This window comes from Clavibacter zhangzhiyongii (assembly GCF_014775655.1).
Lineage (GTDB): Bacteria > Actinomycetota > Actinomycetes > Actinomycetales > Microbacteriaceae > Clavibacter > Clavibacter zhangzhiyongii.
The window spans coordinates 1,300,818-1,322,148 of record NZ_CP061274.1 but is presented as its reverse complement, the minus strand read 5'-3'; the positions used below and the strand labels follow the sequence as shown (position 1 = coordinate 1,322,148).

At 73.5% G+C, this 21,331-nt stretch carries 17 protein-coding genes; 10 read left to right on the top strand and 7 right to left on the bottom strand.

The window, feature by feature from the left end; genetic code table 11:
• Positions 1–117 precede the first annotated feature (117 nt).
• The gene (locus tag H9X71_RS06350; RefSeq protein ID WP_191148829.1) at positions 118–792 is read left to right on the top strand and encodes a TetR/AcrR family transcriptional regulator; all 675 of its coding nucleotides are present in this window, start codon (positions 118–120) and stop codon (positions 790–792) included.
• A 48-nt stretch (positions 793–840) separates the two neighbouring features.
• On the opposite strand, the gene H9X71_RS06345 is transcribed toward H9X71_RS06350, so the two are convergent.
• On the bottom strand, positions 841–1,638 hold the full coding sequence (locus H9X71_RS06345) for an SDR family NAD(P)-dependent oxidoreductase (protein WP_191148828.1): 798 nt from the start codon (positions 1,636–1,638) through the stop codon (positions 841–843).
• 179 nt (positions 1,639–1,817) lie between these two features.
• Between H9X71_RS06345 and H9X71_RS06340 the strand changes: the two genes are divergently transcribed.
• The 6 genes from H9X71_RS06340 (at position 1,818) to H9X71_RS06315 (ending at position 8,465) form a co-directional block, all read left to right on the top strand.
• Positions 1,818–3,188, top strand: a complete 1,371-nt coding sequence (locus H9X71_RS06340; protein ID WP_191148827.1) for a bifunctional o-acetylhomoserine/o-acetylserine sulfhydrylase — start codon at positions 1,818–1,820, stop codon at positions 3,186–3,188.
• A 41-nt stretch (positions 3,189–3,229) separates the two neighbouring features.
• Complete coding sequence (gene metX / locus H9X71_RS06335) at positions 3,230–4,441, top strand: homoserine O-acetyltransferase MetX (protein ID WP_191148826.1); 1,212 nt, start codon at positions 3,230–3,232, stop codon at positions 4,439–4,441.
• A 123-nt stretch (positions 4,442–4,564) separates the two neighbouring features.
• Positions 4,565–5,245, top strand: coding sequence for a response regulator transcription factor (locus H9X71_RS06330; RefSeq protein WP_191148825.1), 681 nt, complete (start codon positions 4,565–4,567; stop codon positions 5,243–5,245).
• 156 nt (positions 5,246–5,401) lie between these two features.
• The gene (locus H9X71_RS06325) at positions 5,402–6,556 is read left to right on the top strand and encodes a sensor histidine kinase (RefSeq protein WP_191148824.1); all 1,155 of its coding nucleotides are present in this window, start codon (positions 5,402–5,404) and stop codon (positions 6,554–6,556) included.
• Positions 6,553–7,782, top strand: coding sequence for a hypothetical protein (locus H9X71_RS06320; RefSeq protein WP_191148823.1), 1,230 nt, complete (start codon positions 6,553–6,555; stop codon positions 7,780–7,782). The genes H9X71_RS06325 and H9X71_RS06320 overlap by 4 nt, the downstream gene beginning before the upstream one ends.
• Before the next feature lie 8 nt (positions 7,783–7,790).
• Positions 7,791–8,465: a response regulator gene (locus H9X71_RS06315; protein WP_213017035.1), complete on the top strand. Its 675-nt coding sequence runs from the start codon at positions 7,791–7,793 to the stop codon at positions 8,463–8,465.
• A 42-nt stretch (positions 8,466–8,507) separates the two neighbouring features.
• Here H9X71_RS06315 and H9X71_RS06310 read toward each other — a convergent pair whose 3' ends face one another.
• Positions 8,508–9,788: an MFS transporter gene (locus H9X71_RS06310; protein WP_191148821.1), complete on the bottom strand. Its 1,281-nt coding sequence runs from the start codon at positions 9,786–9,788 to the stop codon at positions 8,508–8,510.
• A 50-nt stretch (positions 9,789–9,838) separates the two neighbouring features.
• Entirely contained in the window at positions 9,839–10,156 is a 318-nt protein-coding gene (locus H9X71_RS06305; protein WP_191148820.1) for a thiamine-binding protein, read from the bottom strand.
• A gap of 210 nt (positions 10,157–10,366) precedes the next feature.
• Between H9X71_RS06305 and H9X71_RS06300 the strand changes: the two genes are divergently transcribed.
• Positions 10,367–11,053, top strand: a complete 687-nt coding sequence (locus tag H9X71_RS06300) for a YceI family protein (RefSeq protein ID WP_191148819.1) — start codon at positions 10,367–10,369, stop codon at positions 11,051–11,053.
• On the opposite strand, the gene H9X71_RS06295 is transcribed toward H9X71_RS06300, so the two are convergent.
• Complete coding sequence (locus H9X71_RS06295; RefSeq protein ID WP_425321411.1) at positions 11,050–11,928, bottom strand: ADP-dependent NAD(P)H-hydrate dehydratase; 879 nt, start codon at positions 11,926–11,928, stop codon at positions 11,050–11,052. The two genes, H9X71_RS06300 and H9X71_RS06295, sit on opposite strands and share 4 nt — an antisense overlap.
• Positions 11,929–12,065: 137 nt before the next feature.
• Between H9X71_RS06295 and H9X71_RS06290 the strand changes: the two genes are divergently transcribed.
• A complete protein-coding gene (locus tag H9X71_RS06290) occupies positions 12,066–13,145 on the top strand; it encodes an NADH:flavin oxidoreductase/NADH oxidase (protein WP_191148817.1) in 1,080 nt (359 codons plus the stop codon).
• A gap of 64 nt (positions 13,146–13,209) precedes the next feature.
• Here the strand turns inward: H9X71_RS06290 and H9X71_RS06285 are convergent, their stop codons facing one another.
• From H9X71_RS06285 to guaB1, 3 genes are all read right to left on the bottom strand, one after another.
• Entirely contained in the window at positions 13,210–14,253 is a 1,044-nt protein-coding gene (locus tag H9X71_RS06285) for a hemolysin family protein (protein WP_191148816.1), read from the bottom strand.
• Positions 14,246–15,676, bottom strand: coding sequence for a hemolysin family protein (locus H9X71_RS06280; protein ID WP_191148815.1), 1,431 nt, complete (start codon positions 15,674–15,676; stop codon positions 14,246–14,248). The genes H9X71_RS06285 and H9X71_RS06280 overlap by 8 nt, the downstream gene beginning before the upstream one ends.
• Before the next feature lie 113 nt (positions 15,677–15,789).
• Entirely contained in the window at positions 15,790–17,229 is a 1,440-nt protein-coding gene (gene guaB1 / locus H9X71_RS06275; RefSeq protein ID WP_191148814.1) for a GMP reductase, read from the bottom strand.
• A gap of 207 nt (positions 17,230–17,436) precedes the next feature.
• Between guaB1 and H9X71_RS06270 the strand changes: the two genes are divergently transcribed.
• Complete coding sequence (locus tag H9X71_RS06270) at positions 17,437–21,255, top strand: multifunctional oxoglutarate decarboxylase/oxoglutarate dehydrogenase thiamine pyrophosphate-binding subunit/dihydrolipoyllysine-residue succinyltransferase subunit (RefSeq protein WP_191148813.1); 3,819 nt, start codon at positions 17,437–17,439, stop codon at positions 21,253–21,255.
• The last annotated feature ends 76 nt before the right edge of the window (positions 21,256–21,331 follow it).

Here is a 21,331-nt window from a genome sequence, read left to right as displayed (position 1 = left end):
ACATGCCTCGACGAAACTACATGGCGGCCGACGGGTTGTTCACAATTCCCCCATCCGGGGCATCCGGCCGACGGCCCGCGGTTACGGTGGTCGCTCATGACACGAGAGGGACGCCCCATGGCCGTACTGGCGCACGAGCTCGATGCATCCACCCGTGGAGGGGACGACCCCGGACCCCGCCGCCGCGGCCCCCGCACCACGGGCGACGCCCGCGCCAGCATCATCGACGCGGCCCGGATGCTGTTCATCGAGTCGGGCGCCGACCGCGTGAGCGCCCGACGCATCGCCGCGGCCGCCAGCGTCGACCCGAGCCTCGTCCGCTACTACTTCGGCTCCCTCGAGGCCCTGCTCGAGGAGGCGCTCCGGCCCTCCGAGGACCTCCTCGCCCCCTACGTCCGCATGCGCGAGCTGCCCGTGGAGGAGCGCGGCGCCGCGCTGGTCGACGCGGCCCTGCACACGTGGGAGCACCCGGTGGGCTCGACGATCATGCGCTGGGTCACCGTCACCTCGGACCACGACAGCACCGCCTACAAGCGCTTCGCCGAGGCGGCCCCGCAGCACTGGATGGGCGCGCTGCCGGAGGGCACCCCCGCCGCGGAGGCCGACATCCGCAACTCGCTCGTCGGCGCGGCCCTCGGCGGCATCGCCATCACGCGCTACATCTGGCGGATGGAGCCCATCGCGAGCATGTCGCGCGAGACGGTCGTCGCGCTGCACGGCCCGGTCGTGCAGGGCTTCCTCACGGGGCCGCTGCCGGAGATCCCCGCCGTCCCGGCCGCCCCCGCCGCCTGACGCGGTCCGCCGGGCGCGGCAACGGGCACCCGACGCCCGCGGGGGCGCTCATCCGCGGTCGGTGAGCTCCTCGCGCACCGCGAGCGGCCGACGCACCAGCTTGTGCGGCGCGGCCTGCGCCACGGGCTTGAGGCTCAGCAGGTCGACGTTCACGTGCGGCGGCAGCTCCACCGCGTGCACGATCGCCTCGGCCACGTCCTCCGCGGTGAGGGGTCCCGGCACGCCCTCGTAGACCGCGTCCGCCTTGGCCCGGTCGCCGCCGAAGCGCACGAGCGAGAACTCCTCGGTGCGCACCTGGCCCGGCGCGATCTCGATCACGCGGATCGGCTCCCCCGCGAGCTCCAGGCGCAGCACGCCGAGCATCGCGTGGACGGCGGCCTTCGCCGCGTTGTACCCGCCGCCGCCCTCGTAGGGCACATGCGCGGCGATGGAGCTGACGGTCACGACGTCGGCGCTACCGCCCGCGGGCACGCCGGCGCGCAGCAGGGGCAGCAGGGCGCTCGTCACGCGCTGCACGGCGAGCACGTTGATCTCGTACATCCAGGCCCAGTCGGCGGCGGACCCGCCCTCGACGGAGTCGGTGCCGACCGCTCCCCCGGCGTTGTTGACGAGCGCGTGCACGTCGCCGGTCTCCCGGAGGTGGTCGCGGAGGGCGTCGACGTCGGCCTGCACCGTGAGGTCGGCGACGGCGTAGGACGCGCCGGTCTCCTCGGCGAGCGCCCGCAGGCGGTCCTCCCGGCGGGCGACGCCGACGACGTCCCACCCCCGGCTCCGGAACATGCGGACGGTGGCGGCCCCGATCCCCGAGCTCGCACCCGTGACGACGACCCTCTTCGCTGTGGACATGACCCCAGCGTAGGGAACGCGCGAGCAGGTGGCCGCCTCGCGCGGCCCCGGTCCGTCGCACGCCCTCGATGCGGCCCGGTTACGTCCCGCGTCGGGCCGCGTTGACCGGTGGAGGCGGCGCTTCCTACTGTCGAGATGCGCCCGGACGGGCGGCACCGACGCACGAGGGAGGGACGACGATGAGCGACCACGACGAGGACCGGGCAGCCGGCTGGCGCTTCGAGACGCAGCAGATCCACGCGGGAGCCGCGCCGGATCCCGTCACGAACGCGCGCGCGACGCCGATCTACCAGACCACCTCCTACGTCTTCAAGGACTCGGCGCACGCGCAGGACCTCTTCGCGCTGGCGGAGTTCGGCAACATCTACACGCGCATCCAGAACCCCACGCAGGCGGTGGTGGAGGAGCGGGTCGCGGCCCTCGAGGGCGGCACGGCGGCGCTCCTCGTGGCGTCCGGTCAGTCGGCGTCGACGTTCGCGGTGCTCAACATCGCGCAGGCGGGCGACCACATCGTCTCGAGCTCGTCGATCTACGGCGGCACCTACAACCTCTTCAAGTACACGCTCGCGAAGCTCGGCATCGAGACGACGTTCGTCGAGGACCAGGACGACCCCGAGGCCTGGGCCCGCGCGGTCCGGCCGAACACCAAGCTCTTCTTCGCGGAGACCATCGGCAACCCGCGGATCAACATCCTCGACATCCGCGCCGTCGCCGACAAGGCCCACGCGGCCGGGGTCCCGCTCATCGTCGACAACACGATCGCGACGCCGTACCTCATCCGCCCGTTCGAGCACGGCGCCGACATCGTGGTGCACTCCGCCACCAAGTTCCTCGGCGGCCACGGCACGGTGATCGGCGGCCTGGTCGTCGACGGCGGCCGCTTCCCGTGGTCGGAGCACGCGGAGCGGTTCCCCGGGCTCACGACGCCCGACGCGTCGTACCACGGCGTCACCTACACGGAGGCGCTGGGCGACGGGATCGCGTACGTCATCAAGGCGCGCGTGCAGCTGCTGCGCGACCTGGGGGCGTCCATCGCGCCGGCGAGCGCCTGGCAGCTCATCCAGGGCATCGAGACGCTGAGCCTCCGCATCGAGCGGCACGTGCAGAACGCGCAGGCTGTCGCCGAGTGGCTCGACTCCCACGACGACATCGCGAACGTCTACTACGCGGGCCTGCCGTCGAGCCCCTGGTACGCGGCGGCGAACCGCTACGCGCCGCGCGGCGTCGGCGCCGTGCTCTCCTTCGAGCTGAAGGGCGGGGTGGACGCCGGGCGCGCGCTCGTCGACTCGCTGCAGCTGTTCAGCCACCTGGCCAACATCGGCGACGTGCGGAGCCTCGTGATCCACCCGGCGTCGACCACGCACGCGCAGCTCACGCCGGAGCAGCAGCTCACGGCGGGCGTCACGCCCGGGCTCGTGCGCCTGTCGGTGGGCCTCGAGAGCATCGACGACATCATCGAGGACCTCTCCGCGGGCCTGCGGGCCGCGCGCGCGGTCAAGGACGCCGCGGACGACTCGTCGCTGCAGGGCGTCGGGCCGCTCGGGGCGTAACACTCGGACGCGCGTCCGTCGCGGGTGCTTCACTGAGCGGGATGGACTGGCAGACACCCGAGGACACCGTCCCGTCGAGCCTCGTGACGGACGCGCAGATCCGCTCCCTGATCGGCCGCCCGCCCGCGTCCGGCGCGTGGCGCGAGGGCGACCCCGTCGCCGACCGGCTCTTCGCGTCGGTGGGCGGGATCGACCTCGAGGCGGGCGGGCGCATCCCGTCGGTGCGGGTGGCCTACGAGACCTTCGGCGAGCGCGACGCGGACGGCCGCAACGTCGTGCTCGTGCTGCACGCGCTCACCGGCGACAGCCACCTGCGCGGCCCCGCAGGCCCCGGCCAGCCCACGGGCGGCTGGTGGTCGGGCATCGTCGGCCCCGGCCTCGCGATCGACACCGACCGCTGGTACGTGGTGGCCCCGAACATGCTCGGCGGCTGCCAGGGCACCACCGGCCCCGCGTCGCTCGCGCCCGACGGCGCCGAGTGGGCGGCTCGCTTCCCGTACATCACCATCCGCGACCAGGTCGCCGTGCAGGTCGCCCTCGCCGACGCGCTCGGCATCGACGAGTGGGCGGCCGTCGTCGGCGGGTCGATGGGCGGCATGCAGGCGCTCGAGTGGGGCGTCGGCCACCCCGACCGGATGCGCCGGCTCGCCGTCCTCGCCGCGCCCGCCATCTCCAGCGCGGACCAGATCGCCCTCAACTCCGTGCAGGCCGAAGCCATCCGCATGGACCCGGCGTACCGCGACGGCGACTACTTCGACGCGGCCGACGGCGACGGCCCCCACCGCGGCCTCGCGCTCGCGCGCCGCATGGCGCTCCTCAACTACCGCAGCCCCGACGAGCTCAACCAGCGCTTCGCGCGCGCGTGGCAGAGCGGCATCAGCCCGATGGGCGACGAGGGCAGGTACGCGGTGGAGTCCTACCTCGACTTCCACGGCAACAAGTTCACCCGGCGCTTCGACGCGACGAGCTACATCCGGCTCATCGACTCCATGAGCTCCCACGACGTGGGTCGCGACCGCGGCGGCGTCGAGGCGGCGCTCGGCCGGGTGCGGGCGGCCACCCTCGTGGTCGGCATCGACAGCGACCGGCTGTTCCCCGTCGCCGACCAGCGGCTCATCGCGCAGCACGTCCCGGGCTCGATCGACGGCGGCGAGGTCGTCGTCATCTCCTCCGACTACGGGCACGACGGGTTCCTCATCGAGGGCGAGGCCATGGGCCGCGAGCTCGCCCGGCTGCTCGACGTCGACGCGTAGGAGGAGCGCCCCAGTCCGGGGGTGAGTTCGGCGTGCGGCATCGCCCCGCGTCATCATGCGTTCCTATGCTTCCCCTGGGAGCACGCCGCCGCCTCCGGGCACCGGCGTACGAGGGGAGCACCGATGAGCCGCAGGCCGCCGCATGCGATGGGTCAGGGCCATCGGGTCCGGGTCGCCCTCGTCGACGACCACGTCCTCCTGCTCGACGGACTGAGCGCCCGGCTGTCCCGCCCGCGCACGGGAGTCGAGGTCGTGGCGACCTCGCCGACCTGGAACGGGCTGATCCGCGACGACCGCTTCCCCGACGCGTTCGACGTCGTGGTGCTCGACCTCGCGCTCCGGGACGACGTGCCCGTGGCGCAGAAGATCCGGACCCTCGCGGGCGCCGGCCTCACGTCGGTGCTGCTGAGCACCCACGCGGACCCGTCGACCATCCACGGCGCCATGCGCGCGGGCGCCTCCGCCGTGGTGCCCAAGGCCGAGTCGTCGGAGGAGCTGATCGCGACCATCCACGCGGCGGCCGACGGCACGCCCCGGCAGACCGCGCTCGTGCAGCAGGCCATGCAGGACTTCCAGGCCGAGGAGGACCCGCGGCTCGGCCAGCAGGAGCAGCGCGCCCTCGTGCTGTACGCCGGCGGCCGGTCGATCCGCGACGTGGCCGAGGCGATGAGCACGACCGAGGAGACCGTGAAGTCCTACATCAAGCGCGGCCGCCGCAAGTACCTGCACGCGGGGACCGATCTCGGGACGAAGCTGCTCCTGCGCCGTCACGCGATCCGCCACGGCTGGATCGCCCCCGAGTAGCGGGCCCGGTCGACGCCGCGCGGCCGGATCCTATGGCATGTGGAGAATCCGCCCGTGCCGACGCCTCGACGTGCATCGCGCGGGAACGACCCGCCTAGGATCGGAGGCACACCCAGCGCTCGCCACCGGCGTCGGCGCACTCCGAGCGGGGACCCGATGGATCGCATGAAGCGCGAGCGCGAGCGCCTGCTGCAGCGGACGGCCCGCGTCTACGGCCTGAGCTTCACCGCGGTCGCCGCAGCCTGCGTCGTGCTGCCCGGCGAGATCCCGCTGCCGTTCGCGGCGTCCACCGTCGCGCTGCTGGCCGTGGTCGCGGTCGCGCAGTGGCGCCTCGGGACGGAGGCGCGCGTGCCCTGGATGCTCGTGGTGCTCGTCGCGGGCCTCGCCGCCATGGTCGTGCCGCAGCTGGGCGGCCGCAGCGCGTCGTCGCTCACCGCGCTCACCCACGTCTCCGCCGGGGCCGTCGGCTCCCTCTCGCTGCTGGAGACGGTCCGGCCGCACCGGGTCCGGATCGTCGCGGCCGCGTTCGCGCTCACGAGCGTCGTCGCCGTCGGCGCGTCGTGGGGCACCCCGGCCTTCCCCTACGTCGTCCTCGTGCACGTGTTCGGCTGGCTGCTGGCCGTGATCCTCGGCACCTGGCTCAGCGTGGCGGTGCGGCGGGTCGGCCGCCGCATCACCGACATCGGCCGCGCCCATCGCGCCGAGCGCATGGCGAGCGAGCTCGAGGCCCAGCGCCGGCAGGGCGCGCGCCTCCTGCACGACACCGTGCTCGCCACCCTCACCCTCCTCGCCCACTCCGGGGTCGGCGTCACCCCGCAGGCCATGCGCCAGCAGGCGGGCGACGACGCCCGCCTCCTCCGCCAGCTGCGGCTCGGCGCCAACCCGACGCCCCAGGCGTCCGGCGGCTACACGCTGGAGCCCGTGGAGCAGTCGGTCCTCGGCAACACGCTCGAGTCGGTCAAGCAGCGGTTCGGCCGGATGGGCCTCGAGGTCAGCTGGCACGGCACGGGCCAGGTGCTGCTGCCGAGCGACATCCTCGACGCGTTCCTCCTCTCCCTCGCCGAGTGCCTGGAGAACGTGCGCCGACACGCGGGCGTGACCGAGGCGCACGTCACCATCACCGACGACGACACGACGGTGCGCGCGATGGTCACCGACGCGGGCGTCGGCTTCGACCTCGCGCATGTCGACCAGGCCAAGCTCGGCTTCAAGGAGTCGGTCGTCGCGCGCCTCGCGGACGTCGGCGGCAACGCGCGCCTGTTCTCCTCGCCCGGGTCGGGCACCACCGTCGTGCTCGAGGTGCCGAAGTGAGCCGCCCCGAGGTCGCCCCGCCGCGCACCAGCCGCCGCATCCGCCTGCCCGCGGGGACGCCCGCGCAGCCGACCTCCATCGGCCTCGGCTACCTCGGCGCGGGATCCGCCGTCGTGTGCGCCATCGCCATGGGATACGGCCTCGTCCGCTTCGCCCTCGACTACCGCATCATGCCGTCGCCCGGGCTCACCGCGACCGCCTGGATCCTGCTCGTCGCCCTCCTCGTGACCGCCGTGGTGGCCGTCCGCGCCCTCCGCGACCGCATGCCCGGGCCGCTCATGGCGGTCTTCGTCGGCGGCCTCGGCATCGTCGTGGCCCTCGACCTCGTGGCGGTCTGGCCCCTCGGCGACGCGATGCAGCACGCCACCGCCGGGGTCGCCGCGGGCGCCGCCCTCCTCACCACCGTCACGTACCGCCCCGCCCGGGAGGTGCTCGCGGTCGACGCGGCGCTCGGCGCGGTGCTCCTCGCCGTGTTCCTCTTCGCGGATCCCGTGCGCCCCGGGGACCTCGCCCCGGAGATCTCCGCCATCGCCCGCGCCGTCGTGCCCGCCGCCTTCGGCGTCGCCGTCGTGCGCGGGTTCCGTCGCGTGACCGAGATGGAGCTCGACCGCGTCCTCGTGCAGAGCACCGTCTCCGCGCCGCGCTACGCCGTGGGGATGCTCGCGTCCGAGGAGCTCGCGCGGCTCGACCTCGCGGCCGAGCAGCTGCTCGACGACGTCGCGAACGGGCGGGAACCGCTGCCCCTGTCGCCCGCGGCCGCGTCGACCGCGGCGTCGCTCGCGACCGAGCTGCGGCTGCACCTCATCGAGGGCCGCCGCGAGACCTGGCTGCACCACGCCGTGACGGAGTCGGAGTTCCTCGGCCCCGACGTGACGCTCAGCGACCCGAACGCGCTCGCGGGCCTGCTGGACCGCCGCCAGCGCGACGGCCTGCTCTCCGCCGTGTGGCTCCTGCTGACCTCGACCGAGCGGCGCAACGGCGCGCCCGGCGTCTCGGTGCAGCTCACCCTCGGACCCCAGCGGGGACGGCCGGCGGGCGACCAGCCCGTGCCGCTCCGCCGGGTGATCGTGCCCATCGCCATCACGACGACGGGCCTGCCCCGCACCCGACTGGATCCCTCGACGTGGGATGCTATCGACAAGGTCGGCGCGCACACCGAGAGCACCCGCGGTGCGAGCCTCCTGATCACGATCGACTGCGTCGTGGACAACCCCGCCGACCGGTGAGGGCCCGCATGAGAACCGGAGAGCACGTGTCAGCTGAGAACCGACCGATCACCCTCGCCATCGTGGACGACCACAAGATGCTGCTCGGGGCCCTGACCGAGTGGATCCGCAACGCCGCGTCCGACATCGAGATGGTCGCCGCCGTGTCCACGTGGCCGGACCTGCTGACGCACCCGCGCTTCCCCGTCGACGTCGTCCTGCTCGACCTCGACCTGAAGGACAACCTGCCGATCTCGCTCAAGCTCGCGACGCTGAAGACCACGGGCGTCAAGACGGTCCTGATGAGCACGTACTCGGAGCCCAACGTCGTGCGCGAGGCCCTCGCCTCCGGCGCGCTCGGCTACCTCGTGAAGAGCGAGGACGCCAGCATGATCGTCGACGCCATCCGCCTCGCGGCCGACGGCCAGTCGTACATCTCCAGCGAGCTCGACCTCGCCATCAACAGCACGGACGTCGGCGGGGTGCCGAAGCTCAGCGCGCAGGAGCGCCGCGTGATGGCGCTGTACGGCGGCGGCGAGCCCGTGAAGTCGGTGGCATACAGCCTCGGCATCTCCGAGGAGACGGCGAAGTCGTACCTCAAGCGGATCCGCGAGAAGTACCGCGTCGCGGGCTTCGACGTGGGCACGAAGGTGGCGCTGCGGAAGCGCGCGATCCAGGACGGCATCCTGCTCCAGGGCGAGTAGCCCGGCCGCCCGAGGTCCGGCGGCCCGAGCCGCCGACCCGGCTCAGCCGCCGATGCCGATGGGCTGGGTGGTGGGCCGGGCGCCGTCCACCGCCCGGCGGGATGCGCGGCGGTGCCGGTCGAGGCCGAAGCTCGCGAGCGCGATCACCAGGCCCGCGATGCTGAGCCCCACGCCCACGAGCGCCGGCGACGTGTAGCCGAGGCCCGCCGCGACGGTCACGCCGCCGAGCGCCGCCCCCACCGCGTTGCCCGTGTTGAGCGCCGAGTGGTTGAGCGCCGCGGCGATGGACTGCGAGTCGTGCGCGACGTCCATGAGGCGGATCTGGATCCCCGGCGACAGCGCCGCGGCCGACCCGCCGATGAGGAAGAGGAACGCGAAGAGCCCCACCGGGTTCGCGGCCGTGAGCACGAGGCCCACGAGCGACACGATCAGCAGGCCGAACAGCGACAGCAGCGAGGTGCGCACGTCGCGGTCCGCCCACCAGCCGCCGACGAGGTTGCCCGTCGTCATGCCGAGGCCTACCACCACGAGCGCGAGGGGCACCGACCACTCGGGCAGCCCGGTCACGTCGGTGACCATGGGGGCGACGTAGGTGTACACCGCGAAGAACCCGCCGAAGCCGATCGCCCCGATGAGCAGCGCGAGCCACACCTGGAGGCGCGTGAAGGCGCGCAGCTCCCGGCGGAGCGTGGCCTCGGGGTTGCCCGCCTGGGCGGGGACGGCGAGGAAGACGGCGAGGAAGGTGGCGGCGAAGATCGCGGCGACCACGAGGTACGCGACGCGCCAGCCGGCGTTCTGGCCGATCCAGGTGACGATCGGGACGCCGATCACGTTGGCGATGGTGAGCCCCGCGAGCACGAACGCGACGCCGCGGGCGCGCTTGCCCTCCCCCATCAGCTGCGCGGCGACGAGCGATGCGATGCCGAAGTACGCGCCGTGCGGCAGGCCCGCGAGGAAGCGCGCGAACACGACGAGGCCGAAGCTCGGGAGGATCGCGCTGAGCACGGTGCCGAGGGTGAAGGCCAGCAGCAGCCACAGCAGGAGCTTGCGGCGAGGCGCCCGGGCGGACGCCGCCGCGATGGTCGGGGCGCCGACCACGACGCCGAGGGCGTACGCGCTGATGAGCGTGCCGGCCTGCGCGTTCGCCGCCTCCGTGGAGCGCGCGGCCACCTCGGGGAGCAGGTCGGCGGCGAGCTGCGGCAGCAGGCCCATCGCGACGAACTCGGTGGTGCCGATGGCGAACCCGCCCATCGCGAGGGCGAGCAGGGCGACGCGGACGCGGGCCGGCGACAGGGTCGCCCGCTCGGAGGAGGGGGGAATCACCCGTCGAGCCTAACGGCGGCGCCGAGGCCGTCCGGGCATCGCTCCCCGGGTCAGGCGTCGGTGCCGCGGGCCTCCAGCGCCTGCTCGAGCCGCTCCAGCTTCCCCGTCAGCTCGCCCTCGTAGCCGGGGCGGATGTCGGCCTTGAGCACGAGCGACACGCGCGTGCCGAACGGCGCGACCGCCTCCGTCGCGCGGCGGACGACGTCGAAGCACGCGTCCCAGTCGCCCTCGATCGTGGTGAACATGGCGTCCGTGCGGTTCGGCAGCCCGGAGGCGCGGACGACCTCGACCGCGGCGGCCACGGCGTCGTGCACGGAGGCGTCGGGCGCGTCGCCCCCGCTGGGTGCGACGGAGAAGGCGACGAGCATGGGGACCCCCGGGTTCGACGGGCGGCGGGATCCGGGCGGGCGCCCGGCCGGCGGCCGGCTGTGCGCCCAGGCTACCGACCGCGCGCCCTCCCCTGTGGACGCCCGGCGACGGCCGGACGCCCGTCCCGCGATCCTCGTCCGGTACTTGAAAGTTCAAAGGACGGGCCGGCCCGACAGCGCCGGCCCGCATCGCACCGGAGGAGCACGGCCATGGACAAGAAGACGAAGATCATCATCGGGGCGGCGGGCGGCGTCATCGTGCTCGTGGGCGCCTTCGCGGCGTTCGGCGGTCCGCTCTACAAGCAGCTCGCGGGCACGCCCGACGCGGCGCCGTCCCTCGCGGCCGCCGCCCCGGCCGCCCCGGGCGCGCTCGGCGACCTGTCGGGCGCGTGGGCCGTCGGCGGATCCTCCTACGCCGGCTACCGCGTCGACGAGGTGCTGAACGGCACGCCCGTCACCGTGAACGGCCGCACCGACGCCGTCACGGGCGACATCACGGTGGACGGCTCGCAGGTGACCGCCGGCAGCATGACCGTCGACGTGACGAAGATGGCGACCGACCAGCCGCCGCGCGACGCGTACTTCCAGGGCGAGGCGATGGAGACCGAGCGGTTCCCCACCGCCACCTTCACCCTCACGCAGCCGATCCGCACGGACGGCGTCGAGGCGGGCGTGCCGGCGACCTACGACGTGACCGGCGACCTCACGCTGCACGGCGTCACGAAGAGCGTGACCGCGCAGATGCAGGCCTCCTTCACGCCGGGCGCGGGGCAGATCGTGGGCTCGATCCCGATCACCTTCCAGGACTTCGGGGTCGAGGCCCCGAGCCTCGGCTTCGTCACGGTCGAGGACCACGGCTCCGTCGAGTTCTCGCTCGACGTCGCGCCGAAGGCCTAGGAAGCGGATCCCGCCACGAGGTCCCGGACGGCCCTCGGCATCGCCTCGGCGACGTCGAGGGCCGTGATCGGTCCGCCGCCGGACGCGCGGTCCCCCGCCCGGCCGTGCAGCCACGCGGCGGCCGCGGCCACGGCGGCGACCTCGGCCAGCGGATCCCGCGCGTCGGCGATGCGCACGGACGCCCCCGCCAGCAGCGCGCCGAGCACGCCGCCCAGCACGTCCCCGGAGCCCGCGGTCGCGAGCCACGGCGTCCCGGCCCGCACCGCGATGCGCGCCGACCCGCCGACGACGTAGGTGGTCGCGCCCTTCAGCAGCACGCACGCGCCGAGCTCCCCCGCCGCGCGCTCCGCCCAGCCCGGGGCGTCCGCCGCGATGTCCTCCGCCGACGCGTCCACGCCGACGCCGGCGAGCAGCCGCGACAGCTCCCGGAAGTGCGGCGTGACGACGACGGGGCCGGTCGCCCGGCCCACGAGGTCGAGCGCGCCCGCGTCGACGACCGACGGGAGGCCCTGCCCGAGCGCGTCGGCGACGGCGTCCGTCGTGGCGGCGTCGCGGTGCGCGGCGTCCATGCCGGATCCCACCAGCCACGCCTGCACGCGGCCGTCGGCCGTCACGACCTCGGGGCGCCGGGCGAGCACCGACGCGGAGGCGCCCGCGGGACCGAGGTAGCGGATCATGCCGACGCCCGTGCGCGCCGCGGCCTCCACGCCGAGCACGGCCGCCCCCGGGTAGCGGTCCGAGCCCGTGCGGACCCCGAGCACGCCGCGCGTGTACTTGTCGTCGTCGTCCCGCGGGAGCCGGACGGCCGCCCGCGTCCGCTCCTCGTCCTGCCGGATCCAGCCGTCGGGCACCTGGTCGTCGCGCGCGTCGCTCATGCCCTCACGATAGGCGCGCGGGAATGCGGCGACCGCGCCGGGCCTTGGGACCATGAGGCCGCCGTCGCCCTCCGCCCGTCCCCGCGCGCCGCGCCTCCCTCGAGGATCCGCGCCGCCGCCCGCCTGGAAGGATCCCCATGACTACGTCCCCGCTCTTCGAGCCGATCACCGTCCGCGGCGTCACCGCCCGCAACCGCATCTGGGTCGCCCCGATGTGCCAGTACAGCATCGACGCACGCGACGGCGTGCCGGGCGCCTGGCACCTCGCGCACCTCGGCTCGTTCGCCCGAGGCGGCGCGGGCCTCGTCATGGCGGAGGCCACGGGCGTCAGCCCCGAGGCGCGCATCACGCCCGAGGACACCGGCATCTGGGACGACGCGCAGCGCGACGCGTGGAAGCCGATCGTCGACTTCATCCACGAGATGGGCGCGGTCGCCGCGATCCAGCTCGCGCACGCCGGCCGCAAGGCGTCCACGTACTCGTTCTCCGGCCGTGGCACCGTGCCCGCCGCGGAGGGCGGCTGGGAGACGGTCGCGCCGTCCGCCGAGCCGTTCCCCGGCTACGGCACGCCGCTCGCGCTCGACGCCGACGGGATCCGGAAGGTCGTTGACGACTTCGCCGCCGCCGCCCGGCGCTCGGTCGACGCGGGCTTCGACGTGCTCGAGCTCCACGCGGCGCACGGCTACCTCCTCCACCAGTTCCTCTCGCCCCTGAGCAACCACCGCCACGACGAGTTCGGCGGCAGCCTCGAGAACCGGGCGCGCCTGCTGCTCCAGGTGATCGACGCCGTGCGCGCCGAGGTCCCCGACGTGCCGCTCCTCGTGCGCTTCTCCGCGACCGACTGGGCGGGCGACGCCGGCTGGGACGAGGCGCAGACCGCGACCGTCGCCGGCTGGGCCGCCGAGCACGGCGCCGACTTCTTCGACATCTCCACGGGCGGCAACACGACGGGCGTCACGATCCCCGTCGCCCCCGGATACCAGGTGCCCTTCGCCGAGTACGTGAAGGAGCACGCGAAGGTGGCGCTCAACGCCGTGGGCCTCATCACCGAGCCCGCGCAGGCCGAGGCGGTCGTCGCCGAGGGCCGCGCGGACGCCGTGATGCTCGGCCGCGAGATGCTGCGCGACCCGCACTTCGCGCTCCGCGCCGCGCACGAGCTGGGCGTCGAGATCGACTACTGGCCCAAGCAGTACGACCGGGCGCGCTGGGCGGCCTGACCCGCCCCGCACGACGACGGCCCGGCATCCCCTCGGGGAGCCGGGCCGTCGTCGTGCACGCGGGTCAGATCCGCCGGGTGGCGTCCTGCACCTCGCCGACGAGCTCCTCGATGATGTCCTCGAGGAAGAGCACGCCCGTCGTCTCCCCGTCCTCGCGGAAGGCGCGGGCGAGGTGGGCGCCCGAGCGGCGCATCATGGCGAGCGCGTCCTCGAGCTCGGTGCCCTCGAACACCGAGACGAGCTGCCGGATCCGCTTGGCCGGCACGGGGCGCACGAACTCGTCGGCCTCGTCGAGGTCGATGACGTCCTTGAGGTGGAGGTAGCCCGACGGCTCGCCCTGCTCGTCGACGATCACGTAGCGCGAGAAGCCGTGGCGGGCGACGGCGCGCTCGACCTCCGACGGCGACGCGGTCTCGGGGAGGCTGACCAGCGCGCCCAGGGGGATCGCGATGTCCTGCACCTTCTTGCCCGTGAACTCGAACGCCGCGGTGAGCGCGCCCGTCCGGTCCTCCAGCACCCCCTCGCGGGTGGACTGGTCGACGATGCCCTGCACCTCGTCGAGCGTGAACGCGCTCGCGGCCTCGTCCTTCGGCTCCACCTTGAACGCGCGCAGCACGGCGTTCGAGACGGCGTTGAGCGCCACGATGAGCGGCTTGACCAGGCGGGCGATGCCCACGAGCGGCGGCGCGAGCAGCAGCGCCGCCCGGTCCGGCACCGAGAACGAGATGTTCTTCGGCACCATCTCGCCGAGCACCACGTGCAGGAACGAGACGATGAGCAGCGCGATGACGAAGGCGATGGTGGAGATCGCCTCCTCCGGCAGCCCGGTCCCGGCGAGCGGGATCTCCAGCAGGTGGTGGATCGCCGGCTCGGACACGTTGAGGATCAGCAGCGAGCACACGGTGATGCCGAGCTGCGTGGTCGCGAGCATGAGCGTGGCGTGCTCCATGGCGTAGAGCGTGACGCGCGCGGCGCGGCTGCCCTCCTCGGCGCGCGGCTCGATCTGCGACCGCTTCGCGGAGATGACCGCGAACTCGGCGCCGACGAAGAAGGCGTTGACGGCGAGCAGCACGACGAGCGCGATGATCCCCCCGGCGTACTCACCCATGGGACGGCTCCTTCCTGCTCGCGGCGCGTTCCGCGTCCGCCTGGCGTCCGGCCTGGCGCCCGGCCTCGCGGTCGGCCTGGCGCTCGGCCTGGCGCTCGGCGCGCGTGGTGCCCACCGCGGTGGCGACGGGCTCGGGGACGGGGGTGAAGCGGATCCGGTCGATGCGCCGGCCGTCCAGCCGCTCGACCCGCAGCGTCCCCGTCTCGAGCTCCAGCTCGTCGCCCACGACGGGCAGGCGGCCGAGCTCGCTCATGACGAAGCCGGCTGCCGTCTCGTAGGGGCCCTCCTCGGGGATGCGGAGACCCGTGCGCTCGAGGAGCTCGTCGGGCCGCAGCATCCCGGGGAAGGTGAGGGAGTCGCGCGAGCGGACGACGCCCGCGCGCGTGCGGTCGTGCTCGTCGGCGAGCTCGCCGACCAGCTCCTCGACCAGGTCCTCGAGGGTCGCGACGCCGGCGGTGCCGCCGTACTCGTCGACCACGACGGCCATCTGGAAGCCGCGGCCGCGCAGCTCGCCGAGCAGGTCGTCGAGCTTCATCGTCTCGGGGACGCGGATCGCCTCCGACTGCAGGGCGGTGACCGGCACCTGCGCGCGCTTCTCGCGCGGCACGGCGACGGCCTGCTTCACGTGCACCAGGCCGATGACGTCGTCGACGCCGTCGTCCGTGACCGGGAAGCGGGAGTAGCCCGTGGTCATGGCGAGCTCGATCACGGTCTGCGCGCTGTCGGTGCGCTCCACGGACTTCACGCGGAGCCTCGGGGTCATGACGTCGGACGCCGTGAGGTCGGCGAAGCGCAGCGTGCGGCTGAGGAGCATCGCCGTGTCGTCCTCGAGGAGGCCCGCGAGGGCGGACCGCCGCACGAGCGAGGACAGCTCCTCGGCGCTGCGGGCACCCGACAGCTCCTCCTTCGGCTCGATGCCGACGAGGCGGAGGATGCCGTTCGCGCTGTTGTTGAGCAGCAGCACAGCGGGCTTGAACACGGTCGTGAACAGCGACTGGAACGGGATCACGAGCTTCGCCGTCTCGCGCGGCAGGGCCAGCGCGAAGTTCTTCGGCACGAGCTCGCCGATGATCATCGACAGGAGCGTCGCGACGACGAGCGCCACCACGGTCGCGACCGGGGAGACGAGCGACTCCGCGAGTCCGGCGGAGGTGAGGGGCCCGGCGAGGAGGCGGCTGAGCGCCGGCTCCATCGTGTATCCGGTGAGCAGGGTCGTCAGCGTGATCCCGAGCTGGGCGCTCGAGAGGTGGGTCGAGGTGATGCGCAGGGCGCGGATGGAGGGGCCGAGCCGCTTCTCGCCGCGCTCCTGGCGCTTCTCGAGGTCGGAGCGGTCGAGGTTGACGAGCGCGAACTCGCTGGCCACGAAGAGGCCGGTGCCGAGGGTCAGGAGGAGGCCGACGGCGAGGAGGAGCCATTCACTCACCGGAGCGGCTCCCGGGCGCCGGGCGCACGGCCGGCTTCAGGTCGAGGGCGGCGCGGGGCGGGGGTCTATGAGCAGGAGGGGGGTCGTCCATCGTCCGTCGAGCATACCGGGGCTCACCAGCCGACCGGCAGGGGCTTGCCCTCCTCGTAGCCCGCGGCGGACTGGATCCCGACCGCCGCCCGGTCCGCGAACTCGGCCCGCGTGCGCGCCCCCGCGTAGGTGAACGCGCTGCGGACGCCGGACGTGATGGTGTCGAGCAGGTCCTCGAGGCCGGGGCGCAGCGGGTCGATGCGGATGCGGCTGGTCGATATCCCCTCCGCGAAGAGCGTGCGCCGGGCCAGCTCGAACGCCTCGCGCCGCCCGAAGCGCTCCTGCACGGCGCGCGTGGACGCCATGCCCCAGCTCTCCTTCGCCATGCCGCCGTCGTCGTCGACGAGCAGCCGGCCGGGCGACTCGACCGTGCCCGCGAACCACGAGCCGATCATCACGCTCGCCGCCCCCGCGGCCAGCGCGAGCGCCACGTCGCGCGGGTACCGCACTCCCCCGTCGGCCCAGACGAGCGCGCCCGCCTCCCGCGCGGCGGCGGCCGTGTCGAGCACGGCGGAGAACTGCGGGCGGCCGACGGCGGTCATCATGCGCGTGGTGCACATGGCGCCGGGTCCCACGCCGACCTTGACGATGTCGGCGCCCGCCTCGACGAGGTCACGCGCGCCCTCCGCGGTCACGACGTTGCCCGCCACCAGCGGCACGCGCGGGTCGAGCGCCCGGACGTCGCGGATGGCCCGGAGCATCGCCTCCTGGTGCCCGTGCGCCGTGTCGAGCACGAGCACGTCGACGCCCGCGGCGAGCAGCGCGCGGGCCCGTCCGACCGGATCCCCGTTGACGCCGACCGCCGCGCCGACCGCCAGCCGGCCGTGCGCGTCGGCGGCGGGCGCGTAGACGGTGGAGCGCAGGGCGCTGCGGCGGCTGAGGGTGCCGACGAGCCGGCCGTGCGCGAGGACGGGCGCGAAGTCGATGCCCGCCGCGTGCATCAGCTCGAAGGCCGCGCGGCCCGTGGGCACGTCGTCGGCGTCGAGCGAGGCCAGCGCGCCGTGCGGCAGGTCCCCGAGCCGGGTGCCGTCGGGGACGCCGGCGAGCTGGGTGCCCTCGAGGCAGCCGACCATCTCCCCGTCCGCGTCGCGCAGCACGATGCCGTGCCCGGCGATCGGCGGGAGCAGCTCGCGCGCCTCGCCTGCCGTGGCGTCCGGCGACAGCTCGAGCGGCGAGTCGTAGGCGACGGGCTGGTCCTTGACCCGGTGGATCGCGGCGTCGAGCTCCTGCGGGCGGAGGTCCTGCGGGAGGATCCCGATCCCGCCCCGCCGCGCGAGCACGGCCGCGAGCCGGGGTCCGGTGACCGAGCCCATGTTGCTCGCCACTACCGGGATGGTGCAGGGCGTGCCGTCGCCCGGCGCCAGGTCGACGTCCATCCGGCTGGCGACGTCGGACCTCCCGGGGCTCAGGAACACGTCCGAGTAGGTCAGGTCGTGGGCGGGAGCCTCTCCGGTGAACCTCATGCCCCGACGGTAGCCCCGCCGTCCCGGCGCGCGCCAGGCCGCCGCCCCCGCGCGCATCGCGCGTGCCGCCGCGCCCGGCGCGTCATCGACGCGCCGCTCCCGCCAGCCCGACCGGGGGAAGGTTTAGGCTGGGGGATCGTGGACGCGCGGAACGCGAACGGGCCGCGCGAGGCAGACGACCAACAGCAAGAGAGCGGGCGATCAACTGTGTCGAGCCAGGTGACTGGTACGGGGACCGATGACGGTTCCACGGGCGACTTCGGAGCCAACGAGTGGCTCGTCGACGAGATGTACGAGAGGTACGTGGTCGACAAGGACGCGGTCGACCGCAGCTGGTGGCCGATCCTCGAGAACTACCACGCGACCGTGATCGAGGGCCGCGAGTCGACGCCCGCCACGGGCGACCGCACCGCCGAGCCGCAGATCCCGGAGTCGGACGAGACGTCCGCCCCCGCCGCGACCAACACGGGGAGCCCGGCCGCGACGCCGTCCCCCGCCGCCCCCGGCCAGCCCGACGCGCAGGCGCAGCAGCCCGCGTCCGGGGCGCAGCCCGCGGCGCGCACCACGAGCATCGCGCCGAAGCAGCAGCCCATCCCCGCGCAGGCCCCGGCGAAGGCGCCGGCCAAGAAGGGCGCCGAGCCCACGCCGGTCGGCGAGGACGAGGTCTCCCCGCTCCGCGGCATGGCCAAGAGCCTCGCGACCAACATGGACGCCTCGCTCTCCATCCCCACCGCGACGAGCGTGCGGACGATCCCGGCGAAGCTGATGATCGACAACCGCATCGTCATCAACAACCACCTCAAGCGCGCCCGCGGCGGCAAGGTCTCCTTCACCCACCTCATCGGCTGGGCGCTCATCCAGGCGCTCAAGGAGTTCCCGAGCCAGAACGTGCACTACGACGAGGTCGACGGCAAGCCGAGCGTCGTCTCCCCCGCGCACATCAACCTCGGCATCGCGATCGACATGCCGAAGCCGGACGGCACGCGCGCCCTCCTGGTGCCGAGCATCAAGGAGGCCGAGGGCATGACCTTCGGCGAGTTCCTCTCCGCGTACGAGGACCTGGTGAAGAAGGCGCGCTCCAACAAGCTCGCGGCGGGCGACTTCGCCGGCACCACGATCTCGCTCACGAACCCGGGCGGCATCGGCACCGTGCACTCCGTGCCGCGCCTCATGAAGGGCCAGGGCGCCATCATCGGCGCCGGCGCCCTCGAGTACCCGGCCGAGTTCCAGGGCTCCTCCCCCAAGACGCTGGTGGAGCTCGGCATCGGCAAGACCATCACGCTCACGAGCACGTACGACCACCGCGTGATCCAGGGCGCCGGCTCCGGCGAGTTCCTCAAGATCGTGCACGAGCGCCTCATCGGCCAGCACGGCTTCTACGAGGACATCTTCGCGGCGCTCCGCATCCCGTACGACCCCATCCAGTGGGCCACCGACATCAACGTCGACCTCTCCGAGCGGGTCTCCAAGACCAGCCGCGTGCAGGAGCTCATCAACGCGTACCGGGTCCGCGGACACCTCATGGCCGACATCGACCCGCTCGAGTACCAGCAGCGCACGCACCCCGACCTCGAGATCACGAACCACGGGCTCACGTTCTGGGACCTCGACCGCGAGTTCGTCACCGACGGCTTCGGCGGGCGGCGCCAGGCGCTCCTGCGCGACGTGCTCGGGATCCTCCGCGACTCGTACTGCCGCACGATCGGCATCGAGTACATGCACATCCAGCAGCCGGACGAGCGTCGCTGGATCCAGGGCAAGGTCGAGCAGCCCTACGCGAAGCCCACGCACGACGAGCAGATGCGCATCCTCTCCAAGCTCAACGAGTCGGAGGCGTTCGAGACGTTCCTGCAGACCAAGTACGTCGGGCAGAAGCGCTTCAGCCTCGAGGGCGGCGAGTCCACCATCTCGCTGCTCGACACGCTGCTCCAGGGCGCGGCCGACCACGGCCTCGACGAGGTCGCGATCGGCATGGCCCACCGCGGACGCCTCAACGTCCTCACGAACATCGCCGGCAAGAGCTACGGCCAGATCTTCCGCGAGTTCGAGGGCACGCAGGACCCGCGCACCGTGCAGGGGTCCGGCGACGTCAAGTACCACCTCGGCACCGAGGGCACCTTCCGGGGCGTCCACGGCGAGGAGATGCCGGTCTACCTCGCGGCGAACCCGTCGCACCTCGAGGCCGTCAACGGCGTGCTCGAGGGCATCGTCCGCGCCAAGCAGGACCGCAAGCCCATCGGCTCGTTCTCGGTCCTGCCGATCCTCGTGCACGGCGACGCGTCGATGGCCGGCCAGGGCGTGGTCTTCGAGACGCTCCAGCTCTCGCAGCTGCGCGCGTACCGCACGGGCGGCACGGTGCACATCGTCATCAACAACCAGGTCGGCTTCACGACGCCGCCGTCGGAGTCCCGCTCCTCGGTGTACTCCACCGACGTCGCGAAGAGCATCCAGGCGCCGATCTTCCACGTGAACGGCGACGACCCCGAGGCCGTGGCCCGCGTCGCGCACCTCGCGTTCGAGTTCCGCCAGGAGTTCAAGAAGGACGTCGTCATCGACCTCGTCTGCTACCGCCGTCGCGGCCACAACGAGGGCGACGACCCGTCGATGACGCAGCCCCTCATGTACAACCTCATCGAGGCCAAGCGCTCGGTGCGGAAGCTGTACACGGAGGCGCTCGTCGGACGCGGCGACATCACGCAGGAGGAGTACGACGGCGCGCAGAAGGACTTCCAGGACCGCCTGGAGCGCGCCTTCGCGGAGACGCACGCCGCGCAGACCTCCTCCATCCCCATCCAGACCGACGACGCGGGAGCGGTCTCCGACCTCGAGCGCCCCGACTCGCAGCAGGACGACGGCCACGGCGAGCCCGAGACCACGGGCGTGTCCGAGTCGGTCGTCCACGCCATCGGCGACGCGCATGACAACCCGCCGCAGGGCTTCTCCGTGCATCCGAAGCTGCAGGCGCTCATGCGCAAGCGGCTGGAGATGAGCCGGAGCGGATCCATCGACTGGGCCTTCGGCGAGCTCCTCGCCATCGGCTCGCTGCTGCTGGAGAACACGCCCGTCCGCCTCGCCGGGCAGGACTCGCGCCGCGGCACCTTCGTGCAGCGCCACGCCGTGCTGCACGACCGCGACAACGGCCAGGAGTGGCTGCCCCTCGCGAACCTGAGCGACCGCCAGGCCCGGTTCTGGATCTACGACACGCTGCTCAGCGAGTACGCGGCGATGGGCTTCGAGTACGGCTACTCCGTCGAGCGGCCCGACGCGCTCGTGCTGTGGGAGGCCCAGTTCGGCGACTTCGCCAACGGCGCGCAGACCATCATCGACGAGTTCATCTCCTCGGCCGAGCAGAAGTGGGGCCAGCGCTCGAGCGTCGTGCTGCTGCTGCCGCACGGCTACGAGGGCCAGGGTCCCGACCACTCGTCGGCCCGCATCGAGCGCTTCCTGCAGCTGTGCGCGGAGCAGAACATGACGGTCGCGCGGCCCTCCACGCCCGCGTCGTACTTCCACCTGCTGCGCCGCCAGGCGTACTCGCGGCCCCGCCGCCCGCTCGTGGTCTTCACGCCGAAGGCGATGCTGCGGCTGCGCGGCGCGACGAGCGACGTGCAGGCGTTCACCTCGGGCCGGTTCGAGCCGGTCATCGACGACGTGCGCATCCAGGACCGCAGCGCGGTGCGTCGCGTGCTCCTGCACTCGGGCAAGGTGCACTACGACCTGCTCGGCGAGCTGGAGAAGCGCCAGGACGCCTCCGTCGCGCTCGTCCGCCTCGAGCAGTTCTACCCGTTCCCCGAGGAGCAGGTGCGCCGCGTGGTCGCGTCCTACCCGGATGCCGAGGTCGTGTGGGTCCAGGACGAGCCGGAGAACCAGGGCGCCTGGCCGTTCGTGCACGTGGAGCTCGGCCGGGTCCTGCCCGACCGCCCCGTGCGCGTCGTCTCCCGGCCGGCCGCCGCGTCGCCCGCCGCGGGGTCCAGCAAGCGGCACGCGACCGAGCAGGCCGACCTGATCGCGCGCGCGACCGCGGAGTGACCCGGTAGGGCGCGCGCCGCCCGGCACGACGAGAGGCCCGGTCCCCCAGGGGATCGGGCCTCTCGTCGTGCGGCGG